This is a genomic window from Pseudomonas sp. PvP100, from assembly GCF_017833055.1.
GTDB lineage: Bacteria > Pseudomonadota > Gammaproteobacteria > Pseudomonadales > Pseudomonadaceae > Aquipseudomonas > Aquipseudomonas syringae.
The window spans coordinates 5,168,926-5,191,777 of record NZ_JAFIBO010000001.1; the positions used below are offsets into that span (position 1 = coordinate 5,168,926).

A 22,852-nucleotide genomic window follows, 5' to 3' on the forward strand; every position below is an offset into this window, starting at 1 on the left:
GCTTTATTCCGGGCGATACATCTTCAGCGGATGTAACGACCCTTTCGCGAACAAGTTCGCTCCCACGGCCTTCGGCCAGAATCAGAAGCGGACTTGTGCATAGCGATGCATCGGACGCAGAGCACGCTTCTGCCCGAAGGGCGTAGGAGCGACCGGGGCGGCGATCCGCATTGTTCTCGAGAGGGCTTGGCTTCTGCCCGAAGGGCGTAGGAGCGAACTTGTTCGCGAAAGCTTTATTCCGGGCGATACATCTTCAGCGGATGTAACGACCCTTTCGCGAACAAGTTCGCTCCCACGGCCTTCGGCCAGAATCAGAAGCGGACTTGTGCATAGCGATGCATCGGACGCAGAGCACGCTTCTGCCCGAAGGGCGTAGGAGCGACCGGGGCGGCGATCCGCATTGTTCGCGAAAGGGCTTGGCTTCTGCCCGAAGGGCGTAGGAGCGAAAGCTTTATTCCGGGCGATACATCTTCAGCGGATGTAACGACCCTTTCGCGAACAAGTTCGCTCCTACGGCCTACGGCCAGAAGCCCGCTCTGCGTCCGATTCTGAAGGTGCAGTGCGTCTGCACCCGGTTCCTAGACTTTCCACACGAGACACCCCTGTGAATACACCCGGCACCTATTCTCCCGACACCCCCGTCCCCGCCAGCCAGCGCGTGTTCGGCGGGCGGGATCTGTTTTCCCTGTGGTTTTCCCTCGGCATTGGCCTGATGGTGTTGCAGACCGGGGCCTTGCTGGCACCAGAGCTGGGCATGTCCGGCTCGATGCTGGCGATCTTCCTCGGCACGCTGGTGGGCGTCTTGCTGCTCGCCAGCGTCGGCGTGATCGGCAGCGATACCGGCCTGTCGTCCATGGCTGCGCTCAAGCTCAGCCTGGGCAGCAAGGGCGCGTCGCTACCCGCTGTATTGAACCTGCTGCAACTGATCGGTTGGGGCTCGTTCGAGATCATCGTCATGCGCGACGCAGCCAGTCTGCTCGGCGCTCGGGCCTTTGCAGAGGGCAGCCTGTGGAGCAGTCCGCTGCTCTGGACGCTGTTGTTCGGCGCACTGGCCACGCTGTTGGCCGTCAGCGGACCCTTGACCTTCGTGCGCCGGTTTCTGCGCAAGTGGGGCCTGTGGATACTCTTGACGGCGTGTGCATGGCTGACCTGGAACCTGCTGGCCAAGGCTGATCTGCCCGCGCTGTGGGCAACCTCCGGCGATGGTTCGCTGCCGTTTGCCTCGGGGTTCGACATTGCCATCGCCATGCCGCTGTCGTGGCTGCCGCTGATTGCCGACTACTCACGCTTCGGGCAGCGTGCGAAAAGTGTCTTTGGCGGCACGGCTGCCGGCTTTTTCATCGGCAACTTCTGGCTCATGAGCCTGGGCGTCGCCTACACCCTGGCATTCGCCCCGAGCGGCGAGGTCAATGCCTTGCTGCTGGCGCTGGCCGGCGCAGGCCTGGGTATCCCGCTGCTCCTGATTCTGCTGGACGAGACGGAAAATGCGTTCGCCGATATTCACTCGGCTGCAGTCTCCAGTGCTCTGCTGTCACGCATCAAAGTCGAGCATCTGGCATTGGCGATTGGCGTGGTCTGTACGCTGATCGCCTGTCTGGCACCGTTGGCGCAGTATCAGAACTTTCTGTTATTGATCGGCTCGGTATTCGCGCCGCTGTTCGGCGTCGTGCTGGTTGACCATTTCATCCTGCGTGGTCGCAGTGGTCAGGTAGCGGAGGGCGGTTTGCGCTGGATGAGCCTGCTGGCGTGGCTCGGCGGGCTCAGCACCTATCATCTGCTGGCCAATCTTTATCCTGAAGTGGGCGCAACACTGCCAGCGCTCATTGTCGCTGGCGTGTTGCAGCTGCTGATCGGCGGTGCGATCAACCGCGGCCGGGGAACAGTTCCGGCTTGAGAATGCCATTGAGCTGCGGATAAGGAATCTTCAGCTCGATGTGACCCATCGAATACGGCGCGATGGTATCGACCGAGTACTTGAGGATCACTGCACCGTAGGTCAGCGCAATGTGGGGCGTGCGCTTGAACGGCCAAGTCTTCATGAACTCGCTGTCTTCATTCATCTTGGTCGATACCAGCCAGCCCTGGTGGGCCAGTTGGGCTTTCTGCCAGAACTCGCTTTCCTTGCCCGGGATGATCATGTCAGCCAGGGTCAGGACTTTCTGCTGCTGACGCGAATAGTTGATGAACGCCCGACCCGGGTTGCCGTGGGCACCGCCGGTCTCCAGATAGCTGGACAGTTCGACCACTACGATACCGTCATGCTGCTCGCGTACCTTGGCCTGCAGATAGCTGGCGTTGCGACCCTGGGCCTGGCTCAGAAACTGTTCCTGATAGGCTTTGATCGACACAGGCGGCGATGCGCTGCTGTCGGCAACGGTCAGTTGCAGTAACGTTTTCTGAACAATGGCGTCCAGGCGCGGCTCATCGGGGAAATGCACGGTATCGATGTTCACCAACGGGCAGTCGGCCGTGGTGCAGCCCGGCTTGATCAGCTCGGAAGCATCGCGCTGGACTTGCAGCGGTGCGCGCATGTTGGGCGTGAAGAGGCTTTGGCAGGCGCCGAGCAACAGGGCCAGGCAAGCCAGTGAAGTGATCCTCAATAACGACATGTTGATCCTTGGCAGTGTCAGTAAAGGCGGTTGCGTTGTACGTATGCAGGCTGGTTGGACTGTAAACAACGTCTTCGGTTCGATCATGGCAGATTAGAATTGTTTTAAGTCCCGGCCGTCTACCCTGCATCTTCAAGGGGGCTGCATCTGACTGCCGATGCGCGTTAGGATGGCCCGATGTCAAACACGGCGGCAAGCGAGAAACCCATGACCCAGACCACACGATCTGCACCAAGCGCTTTTGAAACCATAAAGCGTGAAAACTGCTTCAAGGGCTTCTATAAGCTGGACAAGCTGCATGTGCGCCACGAATTGTTCGCGGGCGGGATGAGCAAGGAAATCAGCCGCGAACTGTTCGTTCGCCACGACGCCGTCTGCGTGCTGCCTTATGACGCCAAACGTGACGAAGTCGTGCTCATTGAGCAGTTTCGCGTAGGCGCCATGAAAAAGACCAACAACCCCTGGCTGGTCGAACTGGTCGCAGGTCTGATCGACAAGGACGAGCAGCCGGAAGAAGTTGCTCATCGCGAGGCGGAAGAGGAAGCTGGGCTGAAGTTCGAAGCGTTGTGGCCGATCACCAAATACTTCCCTTCGCCGGGTGGCAGCGACGAGTATGTTCACCTGTTTCTGGGGCGCTGCACGAGCGAAGGCGCGGGCGGCTTGCACGGGCTGGAATCCGAAGGCGAAGACATCCGGGTCACGGTCTGGTCATTCGATGACGCCATGCAGGCGATGAAAGACGGAATAATCAAGAACGCATCGACGATCATCGCCTTGCAATGGCTGGCGCTGAATCGTGCAGAGATAAGGGGTTTATGGTCGTGAGTCCAGTGCGCGAACGCTACCGTGTCGATCTTGCCGGACTGCAGGCCGCGTGCGAGGCCAACTACGCGCGCCTGATGCGCCTGCTACCCGACATGCGCAACGAACAGCGCTCACGCCGCGTCGCCGTTACCCAGGGTGATCAGATGCTCGGCGTGCTGGCAGTCGAAGTGCTGCTCGACTGCCCGTACACCACCACCTTGCAGGTCTGCCAGGAACACAGCCTGCCCTGGCTACCGGTGCCCAAGCTCGAAGTACAGGTCTACCACGACGCACGCATGGCCGAAGTCATCGGCGCCGAACATGCACGGCGCTTCCGGGGCATCTATCCCTACCCCAACGCCGACATGCACCAACCAGACGAAAAAGCCCAGCTCAACCTGTTTCTGGGCGAATGGCTGAGTCATTGCCTGGCGTGTGGGCATGAGTTTGAGGCGGTGCGCTGATCGCTTCTCGACACACTGATGTTTCTTGCCACCCAAGACCGTGAATCAGCAAATGTGACCAAATGCTCGTCCGCACGCACATTCCCGGTTTACCCGCCCGTTGCCGCATCACATAATCGCGCTGAATCCTCTCTGGGAGACGGTCTTGCCGAGCGCAGCCTTTTCATCGTCAGTTTTGCTGGTGCAGATATCCGATAGCCACTTGTTCGCCGAGGCGGACGAGGCGTTGTTGGGCATGAGTACGCGGGACAGTCTGGAAAAAGTCGTTGATCGGGTGCTGGCCGAGCAGCCGCACATCGATCTTGTGGTCGCCAGCGGCGATATCTCCCAGGACGGCAGTGCTTCGTCTTACGAAGCGTTTCGTCAGATAAGCGGGCGGATCGATGCGCCAGCGCGCTGGTTCGCCGGTAATCACGACGAACTGCCGCAGATGGAACAGGTTGCGCAGCATCATGGGCTGCTCGACCCTGTGGTGGATATCGGTCAATGGCGGGTGACGCTGCTGGATTCAGCGGTGCCCGGTTCGGTGCCGGGTTTTCTCGCGGCTGCGCAATTGCAGTTGCTGGAACAGTCGCTGAGCGAAGCGCCTGACCGGCATCACCTGGTCTGCCTGCACCATCACCCGGTGGCGATTGGTTGTGAGTGGATGGCGCCGATCGGCTTGCGCAATGCCGATGCGTTGTTTGCCGTGCTCGATCGTTTTCCGCAGGTTCGCGCCATACTGTGGGGGCATGTGCATCAAGAGTTCGACCAGATGCGTAACGGCGTGCGCCTGCTGGCGTCGCCTTCGACCTGCATTCAGTTCGCCCCGGGCAGTGTGGATTTCAAGGTGGACACTACGGCGCCGGGCTATCGCTGGCTGCGACTGCATGACGATGGACGGCTGGAAACGGCTGTTTCCCGAGTGGTCGGCCTGGAATTCGAGGTCGATTACGGCGGCACCGGCTATTGATCGGGCAGGCGGATACGTTTCCGGTGAGGTGCTGTAGCGTAAGTCCCTGTAAACTACACGGCTTTGCCTTGCACCCGGGAGCGACAGCGTGACGAGCGACACACCTTCACTGCTATACATCCATGGCTTGAACAGCTCGGCCTTGTCGAGAAAGGCCTGTCAATTAAGCGCGCTGATGAAATCCCTGGGTCTGGCTGATCGTTTGCAAGTCCCTGAACTGCATCACCATCCGCGTCAGGCCATGCTCCAGCTTGAAGCGGCTATCACGGCGCTGGGACGGCCATTACTGGTCGGCAGCTCCCTCGGCGGCTACTATGCGACTCATTTGGCGCAGCGGCACGGCCTCAAGGCGGTGCTGATCAACCCGGCAGTCAATCCGCATCAGCTGTTCGACGGGTTTCTCGGCGTGCAACAGAACCTGTACACCGGCGAGCAGTGGCAGTTGACCGAAGACCATATCCGGGCGCTGGCCGAGCTCGAAGTACCCGCGCCGCAGGACCCGCAGCAGTTTCAGGTGTGGCTGCAGACCGGTGACGAGACGCTCGATTATCGTCGCGCCGAGAAGTTTTACCGGGCCTGTGCCTTGCGCATTCAGGCGGGCGGCGACCACAGTTTTCAGGGGTTTGCCGAGCGCATGCCGGCACTGCTGACGTTTGCCGGATTTGCCCCCGATCTGTTGCAGAAGATTGATCTGTCGGCGCTGTAGGTGATCGATGCCCGGTCACATGAATGCAAGAACATTGAACCCCCGAAATTCCATGAAAGATTGATAACGAGAACCCATGGCCACTCCCAGCGCTAGCTCTTATAACGCAGACGCCATCGAAGTCCTCTCGGGCCTCGATCCGGTTCGCAAACGTCCGGGCATGTACACCGACACCTCGCGGCCCAACCACCTGGCTCAGGAAGTCATCGACAACAGCGTCGACGAAGCCCTGGCCGGGCACGCGCGTTCGGTACAGGTCATCCTTCATGCCGACAATTCGCTCGAAGTCTCCGACGACGGCCGCGGCATGCCGGTGGACATCCACCCGGAAGAAGGCGTGTCCGGCGTCGAGCTGATCCTCACCAAGCTTCACGCAGGCGGCAAGTTTTCCAACAAGAACTATCAGTTCTCCGGCGGCCTGCACGGCGTGGGCATTTCCGTGGTCAACGCGCTGTCCACTCAGGTTCGGGTGCGGGTCAAGCGTGATGGCAACGAATATGAAATGACCTTCGCTGACGGCTACAAGGCCACCGAACTGGCGGTCGTCGGCACCGTTGGCAAGCGCAACACCGGGACCAGCGTCTATTTCGCCCCCGATCCGAAGTATTTCGATACACCGAAGTTTTCTGTCAGCCGTCTCAAGCATGTGCTCAAGGCCAAGGCGGTTCTGTGCCCGGGTCTGCTGGTCAGCTTCGAAGACAAATCCAGCGGCGAGAAAGTCGAGTGGCATTACGAAGACGGCCTGCGTTCCTACCTGCAGGACTCGGTCACCGAATTCCTGCGCCTGCCGGACGAGCCGTTCTGCGGCAGCTTCACCGGTAACAAGGAAGCGGTCGACTGGGCGTTGCTCTGGCTGCCCGAAGGGGGCGACAGCGTTCAGGAAAGCTACGTCAACCTGATCCCGACCGCGCAGGGCGGCACCCACGTGAACGGTTTGCGTCAGGGCTTGCTGGATGCCATGCGCGAGTTCTGCGAGTTCCGAAACCTGTTGCCGCGTGGTGTGAAGCTGGCCCCGGAAGACGTCTGGGAGCGTATTGCCTTCGTCCTGTCGATGAAAATGCAGGAGCCGCAGTTCTCCGGGCAGACCAAAGAACGTCTGTCGTCCCGTGAAGCGGCGGCCTTCGTCTCGGGTGTGGTCAAGGATGCGTTCAGCCTGTGGCTCAACACGCACTCCGAGCTGGGCCTGCAGCTGGCCGATCTGGCGATCAACAACGCCGGTCGGCGCCTCAAGGCGAGCAAAAAGGTCGAGCGCAAGCGCATCACCCAAGGGCCGGCGTTGCCGGGCAAACTGGCCGACTGTGCCGGACAGGACCCGGCGCGCTCCGAACTGTTTCTGGTCGAGGGTGATTCTGCTGGTGGCTCCGCCAAGCAGGCTCGCGACAAGGAATTCCAGGCGATCCTGCCGTTGCGCGGCAAAATCCTCAACACCTGGGAAGTGGACGGCGGCGAAGTGCTCGCCAGTCAGGAAGTCCACAACATTGCCGTGGCCATCGGGGTTGACCCGGGCGCAGCCGATATCAGCCAGTTGCGTTACGGCAAAATCTGCATCCTGGCCGACGCCGACTCGGACGGTCTGCACATTGCGACGCTGCTGTGTGCGTTGTTTGTGCAGCACTTCCGCCCGCTGGTCGACGCCGGGCATGTGTACGTCGCCATGCCGCCGCTGTACCGGATCGACCTGGGCAAGGAAATCTACTACGCGCTGGACGAAGCCGAGCGTGACGGGATCCTTGACCGTCTGGTCGCTGAAAAGAAACGTGGCAAGCCGCAGGTCACCCGATTCAAGGGCCTGGGTGAGATGAACCCGCCGCAGTTGCGCGAAACCACCATGGACCCGAACACCCGACGCCTGGTGCAGCTCACGCTGGATGATTTCGCGGCTACCTCGGAAATGATGGACATGCTGCTGGCGAAGAAACGTGCAGGTGATCGCAAGTCCTGGCTCGAGTCGAAGGGCAACCTTGCCGAGGTCCTGACTTGATACGAGCCTGGCTCGCCGCCCTGATCCTGATTGCCGTGCCGGTTGTCGCTGCGCCACTCGAGGCCCTGAAGCTGCAATCCGAGCACCCGGTGGATGACATGGCCGGTGGCAATCTGTCAGGTCTGGCAATGTGCAACGGCCAGTTGTGGACCGTGTCCGACCGTGACGACGATGTGCTGTACAGCCTGGATGTGTCGCAAGACACCTGGAAGGCTCAGTCACATCACATTGACGCACCTGCGCCACAAAGCTATCTGCCGTTGAAGTTGCGTTTCATGGCGGGCCTTTCCGCGCTGATACGTGGCGGCAGTCTGGATTTCGAGGGTGTCAGCTGTGATGCAGCCGGCAATCGCTATCTGGTCAGCGAGGCTTACGGCGCAGTGCTCAAGGTTCCTGTCAGCGGCAAACCGTTCTGGCTGGATTTGCCGCAAGCGCTGGTGGATCAGGCGCAGGCTCAGGGCATGTTGCAGCGTTTCAACGCGATTTTCGAAGGGATTGCCGTGAATCCTGCGGGCGACCGTCTGTGGCTGGCGGCCGAACGCGAGAAGCGCGGCTTGCTGGTGGTGCAACGCGACAAGGAGCAGTGGACCTGCGGGCAAAGCTGCGTGCTGCTGTCCGAGTCCGGTCTGGACGCGTTGCCGCCGGAGCAGGGCAGCAAAAAGGTGTCGACGGATTTTTCTGATGTGTCGTTGTACAACGGCAAGCTGTTCACGCTGGAACGTGCGGTGTATCGCATCTGTCGGCGTGATCTCGAAACCGGGCAGGTCGAGCGTTGCTGGTCGTTTGCCAAGGAAGCCATGGTGCCGTCGCGTCGTTACGATCAACCCTACGGGCTGACTGAGGCACTGGTGGTGGACGAGAAGGGCGCGTGGATCGGCATCGACAATAATTTCGGTGTGCGTGCCGACGGTGAGAAACGCCCGATCGTCTGGCGTTTCGCTGCACCTGAGGCGGGCTGGGGTGCCGGGCAGTGAGCGAGGTGCAGCCTGGCAAGCGCGCTGGCAAGGTGCTGATGATCGTGGCCTGGGCGGCCGGTCTGTTTCTCGCGACGCGCTTTTTCGGCGATTGGGAAGACCGGCAGCAGAACCCCAACGCCGTGGTCACCTCGCAACACGGTGACGGCTATATAGAGGTGCAGCTGGCAGGCAATCGTCAGGGGCACTTCGTCACGACCGGCCAGATCAACGGCCGGACAGTGGAGTTCATGATCGACACCGGGGCGACCGATGTGGCCGTACCCGGTGATATGGCTGACCGCCTGGGGCTCAAGCGTGGCTTTCCCGTCACGGTCAGCACGGCCAACGGCAGCAGTCAGGGTTTTCGGACCACGCTTGACCGCTTGCAACTGGGCGATATCGTCCTGACCAATGTGCGTGCCCTGGTGGCGCCCGGTCTGGACGGTGAACAGGTGCTGCTGGGTATGAGCGCGATGAAACAACTCGAATTCACACAGCGTGGCGGCAATTTGCTGCTGCGCCAGTCAACGAAATAATGAGGCCCGCATGAGCGACTCCCTTGACCTCAGCCTGGATGGTGTAGAACGCCGATCATTGGCGGACTTCACCGAACAGGCCTACCTCAACTACTCCATGTACGTGATCATGGACCGTGCCTTGCCGCATATCGGTGACGGCCTGAAGCCTGTTCAGCGACGCATCATCTACGCGATGAGCGAGCTGGGCCTTGGTGCCGACGCCAAGCACAAGAAGTCGGCGCGTACCGTCGGCGACGTGCTCGGCAAGTTCCACCCGCACGGCGACTCGGCCTGTTACGAAGCGATGGTGCTGATGGCTCAGCCGTTCAGCTACCGCTACACGCTGGTGGACGGGCAGGGCAACTGGGGTGCGCCGGATGATCCCAAGTCGTTTGCGGCCATGCGCTACACCGAGGCGCGTCTGTCGCGTTACTCGGAAGTCCTGCTCAGCGAGCTGGGTCAGGGCACTGCTGACTGGGTGCCGAACTTTGACGGCACCCTGGACGAACCTGCGGTGTTGCCGGCACGTTTGCCGAACATCCTGCTCAATGGCACCACCGGTATCGCCGTCGGTATGGCGACTGATGTGCCGCCGCATAACCTGCGCGAAGTCGCCAGTGCCTGCGTTCGCCTGCTGGACGATCCCAAGGCCACGGTTGCCGAGCTGTGCGAGCACATTCTGGGGCCGGATTATCCGACCGAAGCGGAAATCATCACGCCACGTGCCGACCTGCTGAAAATCTACGAGACCGGACGTGGCTCGGTGCGCATGCGTGCGGTTTATCGCATCGAAGATGGCGACATTATCGTCACCTCACTGCCGCACCAGGTATCCGGTGCCAAGGTGCTGGAACAGATCGCCGCGCAGATGCAGGCCAAGAAGCTGCCGATGGTTGCCGACCTGCGCGACGAGTCGGACCACGAGAACCCATGCCGTATCGTGATCATCCCGCGCTCCAACCGGGTTGAGCTGGACGAGCTGATGCAGCATCTGTTCGCGACCACCGAGCTGGAATCCAGCTACCGGGTGAACATCAACATCATCGGCCTGGATGGCAAGCCGCAGCTCAAGAACCTCAAGACACTGCTGGGCGAATGGCTGACGTTCCGTATCGGTACGGTGCGTCGCCGCCTGCAATTCCGCCTGGACAAGGTCGAGCATCGTCTGCACCTGTTGGACGGTTTGCTCACGGCTTACCTGAACCTCGATGAAGTGATTCACATCATCCGTACCGCCGAGCATCCGAAGGCGGAGCTGATTGCGCGTTTCGATCTGTCGGAAATTCAGGCCGATTACATCCTCGATACCCGTCTGCGTCAGTTGGCGCGTCTGGAAGAGATGAAACTGCGCAGCGAGCAGGACGCCTTGCGCAAGGAGCAGGCCAAGCTTCAGGCGTTGCTGGGCAGCGAGTCCAAGCTGCGCAAGCTGGTGCGTGCCGAGCTGATTGCCGACGCGGAAACCTATGGCGACGACCGTCGTTCGCCCATCGTTGCCCGTGCCGAAGCCAAGGCGCTGTCTGAAAACGAATTGATGCCCACTGAGCCGGTGACTGTCGTCCTGTCGGAAAAAGGCTGGGTACGCTGTGCCAAGGGCCACGACATCGATGCTACCGGGCTTTCCTATAAAGCCGGGGACGGTTTCAAGACCTCGTCCATCGGCCGCTCCAATCAGTTCGCCGTGTTCATCGACTCGACCGGGCGCAGCTACTCGGTTGCGGCCCACACCCTGCCATCAGCGCGAGGCCAGGGCGAGCCGCTGACGGGCAAGCTGCAACCGCCACCGGGTGCGACCTTCGAGTGCGTTTTGCTGCCGGAAGATGATGCGTTGTACGTGATCGCGTCGGATGCCGGTTATGGTTTTGTCGTCAAAGGCGAAGACTTGCAAGCCAAGAACAAGGCGGGCAAGGCGCTGCTGAGCCTGCCGGCCGGGGCGAAAGTCATCCTGCCTCGCCCCGTGCCTGATCGTGAGCAGAACTGGCTGGCTGCGGTGACCACCGAAGGCCGCCTGCTGGTGTTCAAGATCAGCGATTTGCCGCAGTTGGGCAAAGGCAAGGGCAACAAGATCATCGGTATTCCGGGTGAGCGGGTAGCCAGCCGTGAAGAGTATGTGACTGATCTTGCGGTGATCGGACAAGGCGCTACGCTGGTACTTCAGGCGGGCAAAAGAACGCTGTCGCTGAAACCTGAAGACCTCGAACATTACAAGGGGGAACGTGGCCGACGAGGCAATAAACTGCCAAGGGGCTTCCAGAGGGTCGATGCATTATTGGTGGAAAATAGCTGAAAACATTGATCTGGCACCAAGGTTCTTCGTTTTGCCATGAAGTACGATGCATAATCGCTGGAGTCATGGTGCATATTCACGGATGATATGGGGTCTTGGGGTGCATGCGTGGCTCAGTGCCTGCATGGGTCTTGAAAGTACTTATACTGTGGCTTGTCTCTGGACGGCCACCTGGATGGGATGATGAATTTTCTACGCCTTCCCTTGATCCTGCTGATGACTGGCGTTCTGGGTCTGGCTGGTTGCAGTGTGCACCAGCCGACCGCGCTTTATCAGCTCGATAGTGGTGAGCCTGGTCAGCCGAAACAGAGTAGTGGTCTGGCAGTACTGCTGGGTCCTGTTTCGGTGGCCGACTATCTGCAACGCGAAACCCTGCTGCAACGCCAGCCTGACGGTACCCTGACCGCCTCGTCCGACGGGCGCTGGGCAGGTAACCTGTCTTCGGATATCGACCAGCTGCTATTGCGTCAGCTGGCCTGGAAGCTGGACAGCCAGCGCGTCGTCATGGCGCCCGCAACGGCCAGCTTCACGCCCGATGTTCAGGTCGTGCTGTCCATCACTCGCCTGGACTCCGGTGCCAAACAGCCCGCAGTACTGGACGCACAATGGCGACTTGTGGACCGCAAAGGCCATGTGCGTGACAGCCGACTGGTCCACCTGGAACAAGTCCATGCCGGCAGCTCTGCCGATCAGGTCAAGGCCCAGGGTATGCTGCTGCAGCGCCTGGCTGATCAGGTCAGCACGGCCATCAAGCCGATTTCCTGGCAGGCGCTCGAAGAGCCGAAAAAAACACCTGTCGCCAAGGCCAAAGAGCCTGACAAGCCAAGAATTCCACTGGCGTCCCCTATACGCACCGATCTTGAAGTGTTCCGCTTCTAGGATCGGCCCAACAAAAAGCCCGCAGCGATGCGGGCTTTTTGTTGGGCGCTCATCTCTGGTTCCCACACCTAGGCGTTCCTGACGCGCCGCACCGTCAGGATAGGACGCAGAGCGTCCAGAACGGCATGCCCACGCTGGAGCATGGGCACGAGGGAGGAGTGAGCGGAGGAGGCGATCAGGCCTTGTTGGATTCGTGCATGCGCGCCAACTGGCGTTCGAGCATCGACGGGTAGGGCTCCATCAGGCGTTCTACGCAGCAGGCACCTTCCGGACTGGCAATCGGGCGGATGCGGGCGCGTTGGCGGATCAGCGGGTCGTCGTTGATGCGGCGCTCGACCAGCAGCAGGTTGCGACTGTGCTGAGACAGTGCCAGTGCATCCTGCGCGGTTTCGGTCAGCAACAGATCGATCTGGCTCAGACCACTCAAGCCTTCGCCCAGCGTCAGGCCCAGTTGCAGTTGCAAGGTGATGCCGCTGTCGGCCACCTCGATCTGCAAGGCATGACTGAGTGCGCGCAACAGCTCGCCGCAGCAGATCGCGTTGGTCAGGTAGTCATCACCGCTTTCGTGGCTATGGAACAGCATCAGCGTGCTGCCGTCATTCAGCGTGTGCAGCTCGCTTTCATACAGCGAAGCGGCCTGATCGAGGCAGTCACGGTAGCGTTGCAGCAATTCGGTCAGGCGTGCGCGGGGCAGGCGGCGCAATTGATCCTGCGCACCGAGCTGCACGGCCAGCACTGCGCTGTTGTGCGGTTCGACCGGCGCTGCCGAGGCAGCCACCGGGCGAACGGCTGGCGAGTTGTCCGATTGGTCGCGCAGATCGGCGAACGGATCCTCATCATCGTCGTCTTCATCTTCTTCGGCAACGATGCGGCGCTGCACAGGTGGTGCCGGCAAGCGCGGTTTTGCTTCGCTGCTGCGTGCCGAAACCTTTGGCGCGGGCTTCTCTTCCGGCTCCAGATAAGGATCTTCGCTGTCGTCTTCCTCGCCTTCATATTCGGGCTCGGGCAGCGGTTCTGGCTCCGGCACAGGCGGCGCGAACGAGGTACGCAACTGCCGCGCCAGATCGCCGATTTCATCCTGGCGATCTGTGGCTGGTGTGTACGGGTCAATATTCCGTAGCCAGATACGCATCTGCATCAGTGGCGTGGAGATATGGCGACCAAGGCGCAGGCTCAGGGCCAGCGCAAGGGCCAGCAGGATGCCGGCCAGAATGCCCATGCTCTGCAGACTGATGGTCAGCGGCTGCTGGAACTGCGACATGTCGAGGCTGATGCGCAGATGGCCCGCCATCACGTCCTGGAACGTGATCTTGATTTCATACAGACCCTGAGCTTCCCCCAGTAGCCCGTTTTTCGGGCGCTGGCCGGCCTCCGCGAGGATGCGGTTATCCACACTGTAGATAGCGGCATGCGCTACCAGCGGATTCTTGACCAGATTACCCAACAGCACGTTGAGACTGAGGATGTCGTTGGACACCAACAGCTCGGTAGCCGAGGTGGCGGTCTGGGTGGTCAGGGCCTGCCCCAGCGCATCAGCCTGTTCATGCATGGCCTGCTTGAACTGCAGGCCCATGACACCGGCGTAGATCACCAGCGCCAAAGCGACCAGGATCACGTTATGGCTGGCAATGCGCAAAGCGATCGGTACACGGCGATGACGCAGGGCACGAAAGATGAGCAGGAAGAAATTATCGGTTTTAACGGGCGTGGGCCGGTTCACAGAGCACGGCTCTTTCGGTGAAGTTGTCGCGCAGTATAACGAGCGACCCAGTGGCGGCAAAGCGCTGCCTGTGCCCGGTGGTCACTGAATGTGGTTAGAATGCGGTTTTTTTCCACTGCGGGGGTGCGCCTTGCGCGAAATCGTCCTGATTAACATCACTGGTGTCGACCGTCCCGGTCTCACTGCAGCCATCACCGGCGTCCTCGCTCAGGGTGGCGTGAACATTCTCGATATTGGTCAGGCGGTGATCCACGACACCCTGTCGTTCGGCATCCTGGTTGAAATTCCGGATACCGTGCAGGGATCCTCGGTGCTCAAGGACATCCTGTTCACCGCCTACGAACTGGATCAGCAAGTCCGTTTCACGGCGGTGTCCGAAACCGACTATCAACACTGGGTCGACGGCCAGGGCAAGGCGCGTCACATCGTTACGTTGCTGACCCGCAAGGTCACGGCCGAGCAACTGCAGTGCGTCAGCGCCATCACTGCCAAGTATGGGCTGAATATCGATCAGATCGATCGGTTGTCCGGTCGCATGCCGCTCGACACTCCGGCCGACAAGGGCAAGGGCTGCATCGAGTTCACCGTGCGCGGCGAGCCTGCCGACCCGAAAGCCATGCAGGCCGAATTCCTCGCGGTTGCCCAGGATCTCAACGTCGATATCGCGTTCCAGCAGGATTCGCTGTTCCGTCGTAACCGACGCTTGGCGGTGTTCGACATGGATTCGACCCTCATCGAGGCCGAAGTCATCGATGAACTGGCCAAGGCTGCGGGCGTCGGCGAGCAGGTTTCCGAGATTACCGAGCGTGCCATGCGCGGCGAACTGGATTTCAGCGAAAGCTTCAAAGAGCGTCTGGCCCTGCTCAAGGGGCTCGATGTGAGCGTGCTGGATGAAATCGGCGCCTCTCTGCGCCTGACCGAAGGCGCTGAAACGCTGTTCTCCGAGCTCAAGCGACTGGGTTACAAGACGGCGATTCTGTCGGGTGGCTTCACCTATTTTGCCAAGCAACTGCAAGCGAAGCTGGGCATCGATTACGTCTTTGCCAATGAACTGGAAGTGGTTGACGGCAAGGTCACCGGCGTAGCCGTCGAGCCGATCGTCAATGCGCAGCGCAAGGCCGATCTGTTGCGCGAACTGGCCCACAAGGAAGGGTTGAGCCTGGAGCAGACCATCGCGGTCGGCGACGGTGCCAATGACTTGCCGATGCTGGCGATTGCCGGACTGGGTGTAGCGTTCCGTGCCAAGCCTTTGGTCAAACAATCGGCCAAACAGGCCATTTCGACGCTGGGACTCGATGGCGTGCTGTACTTGTTGGGTTTCCGCGACCGCGAAGGACAGCACTGACGCTGGGGCTGTCGTGGTCTGCCCCTGATGGCGATGGGGCAATCGCGACGGCTGCCGCAGTGATCGCTACAGCGTGCCCCACAAGGAATCGAATTCCTGATCCGGCCTGGCCTTTTCGATCTCGGCGGCTTTCGGGGCGTCGTACATCTGATACTCGAACTGATTGTAACTGGCGCTGCTGACCTGCCGATTGCTCAGTGATGCGCGGCGCTCCTCACCGTTGACGTTGATCATCACCTTGTTGCCCTCCTGAAACGGCAGGCGCGGAGCAAGCACGGTGGGCGGTTTTCCCATGGCACGTACTTCGGGCAGCATCAGGGTTCGCAGATACTGGCTGTTCTGCTGTTCGCGAATCAGCTGCATACCGCACGGCAGGGCAAACGGGGCGATCAGTTCGATCCCCATCTGTGTGCCGCCGCTGCGTACCTGACGGATCCAGCGCACCATGGCAATGCTCCAGCCCTGGCCTGCGTCATCCTGAATACCCACCAGCTCGCCAGCCTGCAATTGCTGAGGCACGTCCTTCTGCCACGCCAGGCAGTAACCGCCCGGGCTGTGGTTGACAATATTCAGGTCGAAGGTCGGAAACGCGTGCTGGTTGTTGGAAAGCGATTCGCTGTCGCCGTCATTTTTCGGGTATTCGATCTCTTCGTAGGGCAGCAGAACGGATGAGCTATTGCCGCGCTGCGTATCAAACGCCGAGGCCCACGGATCGTCCACGTCATCATTGGCCATCTTCAACGAAAAGCTCGCTGCACTGGTGGCGCTGTTCAACTGCAACAGCTCGCTGAACGACTTCTGGCCCGCGACATAGAAATGCAGCGCGCTCATGCCAATGCACAGTCTCAGCGTGCCCTTACCAGGCGTGCGTTGAAAGGTGCGTTCGGCCACATCGCCCCAGGCGAACGCCAGATGTTGCAGCAGGTCGGTGTTGATGCCAGTTGGAATCAGCAGCGGCGAGGGCGTGCGTTGGTCATCCGGCAGGGCCAGGTACTGATTGATCGCTTCCGCCAGCGCGAAGGTATTGATACCCAGCAGCCGAGGCGATTGTTCGTCGCTGAACAGTGTGCGATACAGCGGCGGTTTGTCGACCGTCGGGTCCAGGGCGAAGAGGCTGCTTTGCGTGGCAGGCGACTGCAGCTTTACCAGCGGGCTCCAGGCCTCCAGCGCATCGGCCAGTTTGCCGATGTTCAGTTGGCGCATCTGATTGCAGCGCGAGCAGCCCATCAGCAGCGCGATCACGTAGGTCTGTTCCACGCTCAGCACCTTGCTGTGATGGGCCAGGGGTTCTTCGACCGGCGTGTTGTGTAGCTGGTACTGACGGGCAATCTGGTAGATCTGGTGCAGTTCGAGCCACAGGCCGTCCTGAACGGGACAGTAAAGCTGGTTGGCGCGAATCAGCGGCCCGTTTAGCCCGTGCAGTGCGCGTTGCAGCGCCATGCTGAACAGCCCGGCCTGGTCTCGCGTGTAGCGCGAGGCGACCTGCTGAATGATTTGCTTGTAACCGGTCGCCAGATGGTTTTGCAGTGCCTGGCAGAGGTTGGCAACCTTGCGTGGTCGCTCGTCCAGCACAATGGCCTGATTGAGGAAGTGACGTTCGAGGTGCTTGCAGACGAAGTACACCTCGGGCCGCAGTAGCTCGAGCAGTTGCAGGCGGTTTTCGCTCGGGGTGATCAACTGGTTCAGCTCGGTCAGCCCTTGATAGAGCTGGCGCGCCATTTCTCCGAGGTTTGCCTTGGGCAATCTGGAGATCCAGCGTTTGAGGTCGCGGGGGTTGGCTTCACTGAATGTCAGGCTCGACTGCGTTGGCGTGGGGGCACGCAATAGCAGAGGGAGGCTAAAATTACTCATGTGACAGGCAAGCTCCAACAACTCACTGGCGCGGACGATGGCTTCATAGGGGGCCGAGGTTATCGCGCACCCGCGATGTGCCGAGCATACGCCCATGAAAGTGCGAAGTATCCTACAGTATCAATCGGACGACTTTACCAGTATCGACATCGCTTCGCAGCAGTTATGGCTCTAAGCCATTACCGTCCGGCGGCACGTTGCATGAGCGCCACTGTCCATCATCGGACACTCATGCATCGAGGCTCAGGCCGCCATCATGCCTGGGCCGGAACAGCCAGTGCCTGGCCCATTTGAACCTTGGAGCCAGCGGTCAGTTGTTCGGCCCATTTCACCTGACCTGGACCGAACAGCACGATGGCGGTAGAGCCCAGCTTGAACCGACCCATTTCGGCACCTTTTTCCAGGTGGATCGGTGCACGCGCCGCTTCGTCGTAGCTGAACGTCTTAAGTTCACGCTTGGGCGGCGTGACCAGCCCGGCCCATACCGTTTCGACAGACGCCACAATCATCGCGCCCACCAGTACCACTGCCATTGGCCCGCGCTCGGTGTCGAACAGGCAGACCACTCGCTCGTTACGGGCGAACAGCTCGGGTACGTTTTCGGCCGTGGTCTGGTTGACCGAGAAGATGCGGCCCGGTACGTAGACCATCTCACGCAGCGTGCCAGCCAGTGGCATGTGTACGCGGTGATAGTCCTTCGGCGACAGGTAAACGGTCGCGAACTCGCCGCCCATGAACGGCGCTGACAGCTTGGGATCACCGCCGAGCAGTTCGAGCACGCTGAAACTGTGGCCCTTGGCCTGGAAGATCCGGCCGTGGTCGATGGAGCCCAACTGGCTGACGGCACCGTCGGCTGGCGAAAGAATCGCGCCCGGAGTGGTATCGAGCGGGCGGGCGTCGGCTTTCAATGCGCGGGTGAAGAACGCGTTGAAGTGCTCGTAGGACGTCAGGTCTTCGACCAGTGCCTGCGACATGTCTACCTGATAACGGCGCGCAAACCACGCGGTGAAAGCGTTTTTGAACCAGCGTACGCGGCACTCGGCAACGCAGCCTGCCAGTCGTGACAGCAGGTGGTGCGGCAGCAGGTACTGGCTGATGATGAACAAGCGGTCTTTCATTGAAGGTCCTGAGGATGAGTGTCCTGAATATTTCTGTGAGGTCCGTCCCGGTTCGGTGGCGCGGACCGGTTCGACGCGTTCGGCTGGTGCTGGCTGCGCAGGCGCGACGGGTTGCGCAAGCTCGACTGCCTCGACGGGCGCGGCGGCCACATCCGGCAGTTCTACCGGTGTCTCCGGGTGATTGCCCCATTCGCCCCACGAGCCGGCATAGGCCTTGACCCTTGGATAGCCCAGCGCCTTGGCCACCAGATAGGTGAAGCCCGAGCGGTGATGGGTCTGACAGTGCGTGATGATTTCCTTGTCAGGCGTGATGCCCAAGTCGCGAAGGATCTCCGGCATGTCCTGGCGAATACGCAGGTTGCGCGCCTTGTCCATGCCCGCCGTCCACTCGAAATTGACGGCGCCGGGTATATGCCCGCCTTTGGCCGCGACCACTTTTTCGCCCGAATACTCGGTCGGCGCGCGGGCATCCCAGATCGCCAGGTCGGCGGCGCCCAGACGGCTTTGCAGGTACTCACGCGTGGCGGTAGGTTCGTCGTGCAGCGTCAGCGTTACCGGGGCCTCGGCAGCAGGCGGAACGTCGGTGCTCAGCGGCAGCAATTGCGCTTCCCAGGCCAGCAGTCCACCGTCCAGATAGTGATAACGGCTGTGGCCGATGACATCCAGCAGCCAGATGAAACGCCCGGCCCAGCCGCCGCCTTCGTCATCGTAGACGACATACACGGCGTCGGGATTGTGGCCCAGCTCGCCGAACAGTTGCTCAAGGCTGGCAGTGTCGGGCAGCAGGCCGGGGGCAGGAGGCTTGCCCAGTTGTGTACGTTTCGGATCGACGAAGCGGGCACCGCGAATGTGCCCGGCTTCGTAGCGAGCGCTGCTGGTCAGATCCACGAGGATCAGTTCCGGGGCGTCTAGACGCTCAAGCAGATCGTTGGGTTCGATGACCAGCGACAAGCCAGTGAATGCGGACATTTGCAGCCTCCGATGAAAGGAAAGGGGCGAATTGTACGCCAGGCCTCAGGCTTTGCGATGACTAAAGATGCCCAGTGCCCGTTCAATACATTGCGCGGTTTTTCCGAATGCCTGAACGGAAATTTCCGACAAGGCCCCGCCGCCTTGGTCGGCGACCACCAGCAGCATGACTTTGCCGTTGTTGCTCAGCGAGCGGATCAGCCAGTGCTGGCCGCTGAACAGGGTTTTCAGCTGCGGGGGCAGCAGCGCGGCAAATTGCGCACTGTTGGCGGGTGTCATGCGTAACTGCGTCGGCTGGGTCAGCAGGCGTTGCAGCACGGTGCTTTCCTTGATAAACAGCTGCAAGGTTGCGGCGTCCTTCGGCAGCCCGGCAGTCTGATTGACGCGCAGCACCGTCGACGTCTTGTCCAGCATCAGCAGCATGACCCGCTCCATGCCACACGAGATAAACGCATCGCGCGCCGAGGTGGTCAGGTGCATGGCATTGATGAACGGGCTGGGATCCTGCAGCAGCTCGGCGCATTGCTTGCGCCACAGTTGCAGGGCGTCGGCCGATGGCGGCGGTGCAGGTTCATTGTCGCGCCTTACGCGGCGTGCGTCCCACGGCCAGATCAGCGATTCAGCCGGGTGCCAGAGGTCTTTTTCCGCGTGGATGCGGGCGCTGCTGGCGGCATTCTGGTGCGCCTGTTGCTGTACTTCGCTCATCGATTGTTGCAGGTACAGGCTGGTAAGCCGTTCCCAGCGCAGGCAATGCGGGCTGTTCCAGGCCTGTTGTGCGGCCAGCGCCAGGCCGTTGCCCAGCAACACGGTATTGGCGGGCTGGTTCAGCCAGCGGCGCAGGTTGGGGTCGTCGTCCATCAGTTGTTGCTGCTGCAGCGGGCTATTGTCTTCGCGGGCGATACGCAGCGCCTTGGCCAGATCGCGTCGCTCGTTGATCAACAGCTTATAGCCGCGCGTAACCCAGATCGGCAGGCGCCAGAACTCGGCGAGTGCCAGGCACAATTCCAGCAGGTTGACGCCGAACAGCTCTTTTTCCACTGCAACGCTGGAATGGCCCTTGTGGATAACCCGCAGCTCCAGTTCTTCGAGCAGCTTCGGATAGGCCAGCGCCATTGGCCAGAGCGGCGACAGAAACAGCAGGCTGCCCATGTGGATGTCCTGCCAGAGTCGCGCAAGGCGGCTGGCAAACAGACCGTTGGCCTGTTGCGTGGCGTGCTGGCTGACCAGAATCAGCTGGCGATAGGCCGCAGGAATTTCTTCGGGCGGCTTGGCCGGCAAACGGCCCAGAAGGACTTCGGTACGCGCCAGCCCCAGGCGGTTGATCGCAATTTCGAGGCTCTCGGCCTGCTCGGTCAAACCGTGGGTGTGATGGTTGGCTTCGCGCATCACGCTGAGCACCAGCGCAGGACTTTCCTGCATCATTTCGGCAATTTCACGCAGCGACCGACGACTGTCGTTCAGTGCGGCGCGGACGTGTCCATGATTGACGGCAGGGACCGGCAACGCGATGCCGTCAAGCAGTTTGACCCAGGCATCCAGCGTCTTCGGAACGAGGTGATGTGCTGCGTGTACTGTCGGCATTCGAGGGCCTGTGCGGCTGATTATCTGAGCTGGGAAACCGCCAGTGTACGGGGTGCTGAGGCCATTTTCCTCCTTTTATGGAGGCGCATAAATGGGTTTTTCAAAAGAACCGGCTATAGTCTGGCCCAGTTAGGCCGATAAGGAGAAGAAGAGATTCAACAACTTCCGGACTGTCCCTGAACCCGACTCAGTAAAGTATTTTTTCCTATGGCTAAAATCATCGGCATCATTGTCGTTCTCGCAAGTGTCATCGGCGGATATGTGCTGTCCCATGGCAAGGTCATGGCGCTGTTCCAACCGTACGAGGTCTTGATTATCGGCGGTGCTGCACTGGGCGCGTTCCTCCAGGCCAACCCTGGCTACATGTTCATGCACGTGTTCAAGAAGTCGCTGAAGATGTTCGGTTCGCGCTTCACACATGCCTATTACCTCGAAGTGCTGGGGCTGGTGTACGAAATCCTCAACAAGAGCCGCCGTGAAGGCATGATGGCGATCGAAGGGGATATCGAAGACGCTGCCTCCAGCCCGATCTTCGCCAAATACCCGGGTGTGCTCAAGGATGAGCGCATGACTGCGTACATCTGCGACTACCTGCGCATCATGTCGTCCGGCAACATGGCTCCCCATGAGCTGGAAGGTCTGTTCGACATGGAACTGCTGAGCATGAAAGAAGACCTCGAGCATCCATCCCACGCCATTACCGGTATCGCTGACGGTATGCCCGGCTTCGGTATCGTGGCTGCGGTACTGGGTATCGTGGTGACCATGGCGTCGCTGGGTTCGGGCGACAAGGCTGCGATCGGTATGCACGTAGGTGCGGCGCTGGTCGGTACGTTCTTCGGTATTCTCGCGGCTTACGGTTTCTTCGGTCCTCTGGCCACCAGCCTTGCGCATGATGCCAAGGAAGAAATGAACGTCTACGAGGCCATCAAGGCGTCTCTGGTTGCCTCGGCCTCCGGCATGCCGCCTTCGCTGGCTGTCGAGTTCGGCCGCAAGGTTCTCTATCCGCTGCATCGCCCCAGCTTCAGCGAGCTGGAACAAGCGGTTCGCGGTCGCTAAGTCATGGAAAATAATCAGCCGATTATCATCAAGCGCGTAAAGCGCTTCGGTGGCGGACATCACGGCGGTGCCTGGAAAATCGCGTTTGCCGACTTCGCGACCGCGATGATGGCGTTCTTTCTGGTGCTGTGGCTGATGTCGTCTGCCACCCCCGAGCAGTTGCTCGCGGTCGCCGGTTATTTCAAAGACCCGGTCGGCTTCTCGGACAGCGGTTCGCCGTATGTGATCGATCTGGGCGGTTCGCCGGAGATGTCGCCGAACCAGACGCTGAACCCTGAGGTTCAGACCACGCCGTCGCCGGATACGGTGCCGATCGAAGCGGAAAATGCCGAGACCAAGGCTGAAGCGGTGGAGCAAGAGCGTCTGGAGATGCTGCTCCAGGAACTGCAGAACAAGGTCCAGGAAAATCCGCAACTGCAGAAGTTCAAGGACCAGATTCTGTTCGAGATCACTCAGGACGGTTTGCGTATCCAGATCATGGATGCCGAAAACCGGCCGATGTTCGACTCGGGCAGCGCGCGCCTCAAGCCTTATTTCGAAGACATTCTGCTGGCCCTGGCTGACACCATTAAAAGCGTGCCAAACAAGGTCAGTATCAGCGGCCACACCGATGCAACGCCTTTTGTGGGCAGTGGCGGGTTCGGCAACTGGGAGCTTTCGGCCAACCGTGCGAACGCTGCACGCCGTGCGCTGGTAGCCGGCACGTATCCGGACTCGCAAGTGGCCAGGGTAGTGGGGTACGCGTCGTCTGCTCTTTATGACCACCAGAACCCGACCAACCCGATCAATCGCCGCATCGATATCGTGGTGCTGACCAAAAAGGCCCAACACCGCATCGAGGGCGATCAGAACTCCGGTGGTGCGCCAGTCACACCTGCCGCGCCAGCGCCTGCGACACCCGCGGCTCCGGCGGTACCTGCTGCTCCGGGGGCTTCGACAGCGGCGCCGCCCGATCCGCAGGCCTACGCCCAGCCGCACGAGATCCGCCAGAAGCTGAACATCTTTGACGATGGCAAGTTGCGGGTCGAGCCGGCCCAGAACTGAGCGGTAACCGAT

Annotated in this window: 18 protein-coding genes and 1 pseudogene; 13 read left to right on the plus strand and 6 right to left on the minus strand. The window is 60.6% G+C overall.

Annotated elements, in window-relative coordinates; all coding sequences use genetic code 11:
* The first annotated feature begins 604 nt into the window (after nucleotides 1–604).
* Nucleotides 605–1,894, plus strand: coding sequence for a putative hydroxymethylpyrimidine transporter CytX (cytX, locus tag JOE39_RS22300; protein WP_210078262.1), 1,290 nt, complete (start codon nucleotides 605–607; stop codon nucleotides 1,892–1,894).
* Here cytX and JOE39_RS22305 read toward each other — a convergent pair.
* Complete coding sequence (locus JOE39_RS22305) at nucleotides 1,863–2,609, minus strand: RsiV family protein (RefSeq protein ID WP_024664965.1); 747 nt, start codon at nucleotides 2,607–2,609, stop codon at nucleotides 1,863–1,865. The two genes, cytX and JOE39_RS22305, sit on opposite strands and share 32 nt — an antisense overlap.
* Nucleotides 2,610–2,816: 207 nt before the next feature.
* Here JOE39_RS22305 and JOE39_RS22310 point away from each other — a divergent pair, with 207 nt between their 5' ends.
* The 9 genes from JOE39_RS22310 to JOE39_RS22350 all read left to right on the plus strand — a co-directional run bounded on the left by JOE39_RS22310 (nucleotide 2,817) and on the right by JOE39_RS22350 (nucleotide 12,153).
* Nucleotides 2,817–3,434 carry an NUDIX domain-containing protein gene (locus JOE39_RS22310; RefSeq protein WP_003342963.1) on the plus strand — a complete coding sequence of 206 codons (618 nt, stop codon included), beginning with the start codon at nucleotides 2,817–2,819 and terminating at the stop codon, nucleotides 3,432–3,434.
* The gene (locus JOE39_RS22315) at nucleotides 3,425–3,877 is read left to right on the plus strand and encodes a DUF1249 domain-containing protein (RefSeq protein WP_003393560.1); all 453 of its coding nucleotides are present in this window, start codon (nucleotides 3,425–3,427) and stop codon (nucleotides 3,875–3,877) included. The genes JOE39_RS22310 and JOE39_RS22315 overlap by 10 nt, the downstream gene beginning before the upstream one ends.
* Before the next feature lie 145 nt (nucleotides 3,878–4,022).
* Nucleotides 4,023–4,829: a 3',5'-cyclic-AMP phosphodiesterase gene (cpdA, locus tag JOE39_RS22320; RefSeq protein WP_232924100.1), complete on the plus strand. Its 807-nt coding sequence runs from the start codon at nucleotides 4,023–4,025 to the stop codon at nucleotides 4,827–4,829.
* An 88-nt stretch (nucleotides 4,830–4,917) separates the two neighbouring features.
* Nucleotides 4,918–5,535: a YqiA/YcfP family alpha/beta fold hydrolase gene (locus tag JOE39_RS22325; protein ID WP_003366268.1), complete on the plus strand. Its 618-nt coding sequence runs from the start codon at nucleotides 4,918–4,920 to the stop codon at nucleotides 5,533–5,535.
* 76 nt (nucleotides 5,536–5,611) lie between these two features.
* Entirely contained in the window at nucleotides 5,612–7,516 is a 1,905-nt protein-coding gene (parE, locus tag JOE39_RS22330) for a DNA topoisomerase IV subunit B (RefSeq protein ID WP_003342973.1), read from the plus strand.
* Nucleotides 7,513–8,490, plus strand: coding sequence for an esterase-like activity of phytase family protein (locus tag JOE39_RS22335; RefSeq protein ID WP_161421459.1), 978 nt, complete (start codon nucleotides 7,513–7,515; stop codon nucleotides 8,488–8,490). Before parE ends, JOE39_RS22335 begins: the two co-directional genes overlap by 4 nt.
* A 38-nt stretch (nucleotides 8,491–8,528) precedes the next feature.
* Nucleotides 8,529–9,008: a TIGR02281 family clan AA aspartic protease gene (locus JOE39_RS22340; protein WP_161421471.1), complete on the plus strand. Its 480-nt coding sequence runs from the start codon at nucleotides 8,529–8,531 to the stop codon at nucleotides 9,006–9,008.
* Between the two features lie 10 nt (nucleotides 9,009–9,018).
* Nucleotides 9,019–11,274, plus strand: a complete 2,256-nt coding sequence (gene parC / locus JOE39_RS22345; RefSeq protein ID WP_003317178.1) for a DNA topoisomerase IV subunit A — start codon at nucleotides 9,019–9,021, stop codon at nucleotides 11,272–11,274.
* A 183-nt stretch (nucleotides 11,275–11,457) separates the two neighbouring features.
* Nucleotides 11,458–12,153: a PqiC family protein gene (locus tag JOE39_RS22350; protein ID WP_016567056.1), complete on the plus strand. Its 696-nt coding sequence runs from the start codon at nucleotides 11,458–11,460 to the stop codon at nucleotides 12,151–12,153.
* Nucleotides 12,154–12,328: 175 nt separating this feature from the next.
* Here the strand turns inward: JOE39_RS22350 and JOE39_RS22355 are convergent, their stop codons facing one another.
* Complete coding sequence (locus JOE39_RS22355; RefSeq protein ID WP_003317180.1) at nucleotides 12,329–13,873, minus strand: HAMP domain-containing protein; 1,545 nt, start codon at nucleotides 13,871–13,873, stop codon at nucleotides 12,329–12,331.
* A 130-nt stretch (nucleotides 13,874–14,003) separates the two neighbouring features.
* Here JOE39_RS22355 and serB point away from each other — a divergent pair, with 130 nt between their 5' ends.
* The gene (gene serB, locus JOE39_RS22360) at nucleotides 14,004–15,218 is read left to right on the plus strand and encodes a phosphoserine phosphatase SerB (protein ID WP_017278683.1); all 1,215 of its coding nucleotides are present in this window, start codon (nucleotides 14,004–14,006) and stop codon (nucleotides 15,216–15,218) included.
* Between the two features lie 66 nt (nucleotides 15,219–15,284).
* On the opposite strand, the gene JOE39_RS22365 is transcribed toward serB, so the two are convergent.
* The 4 genes and pseudogenes from JOE39_RS22365 to JOE39_RS22375 all read right to left on the minus strand — a co-directional run bounded on the left by JOE39_RS22365 (nucleotide 15,285) and on the right by JOE39_RS22375 (nucleotide 20,737).
* On the minus strand, nucleotides 15,285–17,069 hold the full coding sequence (locus tag JOE39_RS22365) for a molecular chaperone (protein WP_210078260.1): 1,785 nt from the start codon (nucleotides 17,067–17,069) through the stop codon (nucleotides 15,285–15,287).
* A gap of 254 nt (nucleotides 17,070–17,323) precedes the next feature.
* Nucleotides 17,324–18,187 carry an archaetidylserine decarboxylase gene (asd, locus tag JOE39_RS26420; RefSeq protein WP_003317183.1) on the minus strand — a complete coding sequence of 288 codons (864 nt, stop codon included), beginning with the start codon at nucleotides 18,185–18,187 and terminating at the stop codon, nucleotides 17,324–17,326.
* Nucleotides 18,188–18,343: 156 nt separating this feature from the next.
* Nucleotides 18,344–19,156: pseudogene (locus JOE39_RS26425) on the minus strand (rhodanese-like domain-containing protein); the annotation flags it as partial.
* 45 nt (nucleotides 19,157–19,201) lie between these two features.
* Nucleotides 19,202–20,737 carry an HDOD domain-containing protein gene (locus JOE39_RS22375; protein ID WP_122233652.1) on the minus strand — a complete coding sequence of 512 codons (1,536 nt, stop codon included), beginning with the start codon at nucleotides 20,735–20,737 and terminating at the stop codon, nucleotides 19,202–19,204.
* Nucleotides 20,738–20,944: 207 nt separating this feature from the next.
* Here JOE39_RS22375 and motA point away from each other — a divergent pair, with 207 nt between their 5' ends.
* Nucleotides 20,945–21,796 carry a flagellar motor stator protein MotA gene (gene motA / locus JOE39_RS22380; RefSeq protein ID WP_003342993.1) on the plus strand — a complete coding sequence of 284 codons (852 nt, stop codon included), beginning with the start codon at nucleotides 20,945–20,947 and terminating at the stop codon, nucleotides 21,794–21,796.
* 3 nt (nucleotides 21,797–21,799) lie between these two features.
* A complete protein-coding gene (gene motB, locus JOE39_RS22385) occupies nucleotides 21,800–22,840 on the plus strand; it encodes a flagellar motor protein MotB (protein WP_003393549.1) in 1,041 nt (346 codons plus the stop codon).
* The last annotated feature ends 12 nt before the right edge of the window (nucleotides 22,841–22,852 follow it).

What these genes read in the sequence shown, in the direction of transcription:
- JOE39_RS22305 (WP_024664965.1), bottom strand. Translation starts at nt 2,609, where the DNA reads ATGTCGTTATTGAGGATCACTTCACTGGCTTGCCTGGCCCTGTTGCTC.
- JOE39_RS22310 (WP_003342963.1), top strand. Translation starts at nt 2,817, where the DNA reads ATGACCCAGACCACACGATCTGCACCAAGCGCTTTTGAAACCATAAAG.
- JOE39_RS22315 (WP_003393560.1), top strand. Translation starts at nt 3,425, where the DNA reads ATGGTCGTGAGTCCAGTGCGCGAACGCTACCGTGTCGATCTTGCCGGA.
- parE (WP_003342973.1), top strand. Translation starts at nt 5,612, where the DNA reads ATGGCCACTCCCAGCGCTAGCTCTTATAACGCAGACGCCATCGAAGTC.
- JOE39_RS22340 (WP_161421471.1), top strand. Translation starts at nt 8,529, where the DNA reads ATGATCGTGGCCTGGGCGGCCGGTCTGTTTCTCGCGACGCGCTTTTTC.
- parC (WP_003317178.1), top strand. Translation starts at nt 9,019, where the DNA reads ATGAGCGACTCCCTTGACCTCAGCCTGGATGGTGTAGAACGCCGATCA.
- JOE39_RS22350 (WP_016567056.1), top strand. Translation starts at nt 11,458, where the DNA reads ATGAATTTTCTACGCCTTCCCTTGATCCTGCTGATGACTGGCGTTCTG.
- JOE39_RS22365 (WP_210078260.1), bottom strand. Translation starts at nt 17,069, where the DNA reads ATGAGTAATTTTAGCCTCCCTCTGCTATTGCGTGCCCCCACGCCAACG.
- asd (WP_003317183.1), bottom strand. Translation starts at nt 18,187, where the DNA reads ATGAAAGACCGCTTGTTCATCATCAGCCAGTACCTGCTGCCGCACCAC.
- JOE39_RS22375 (WP_122233652.1), bottom strand. Translation starts at nt 20,737, where the DNA reads ATGCCGACAGTACACGCAGCACATCACCTCGTTCCGAAGACGCTGGAT.
- motA (WP_003342993.1), top strand. Translation starts at nt 20,945, where the DNA reads ATGGCTAAAATCATCGGCATCATTGTCGTTCTCGCAAGTGTCATCGGC.
- motB (WP_003393549.1), top strand. Translation starts at nt 21,800, where the DNA reads ATGGAAAATAATCAGCCGATTATCATCAAGCGCGTAAAGCGCTTCGGT.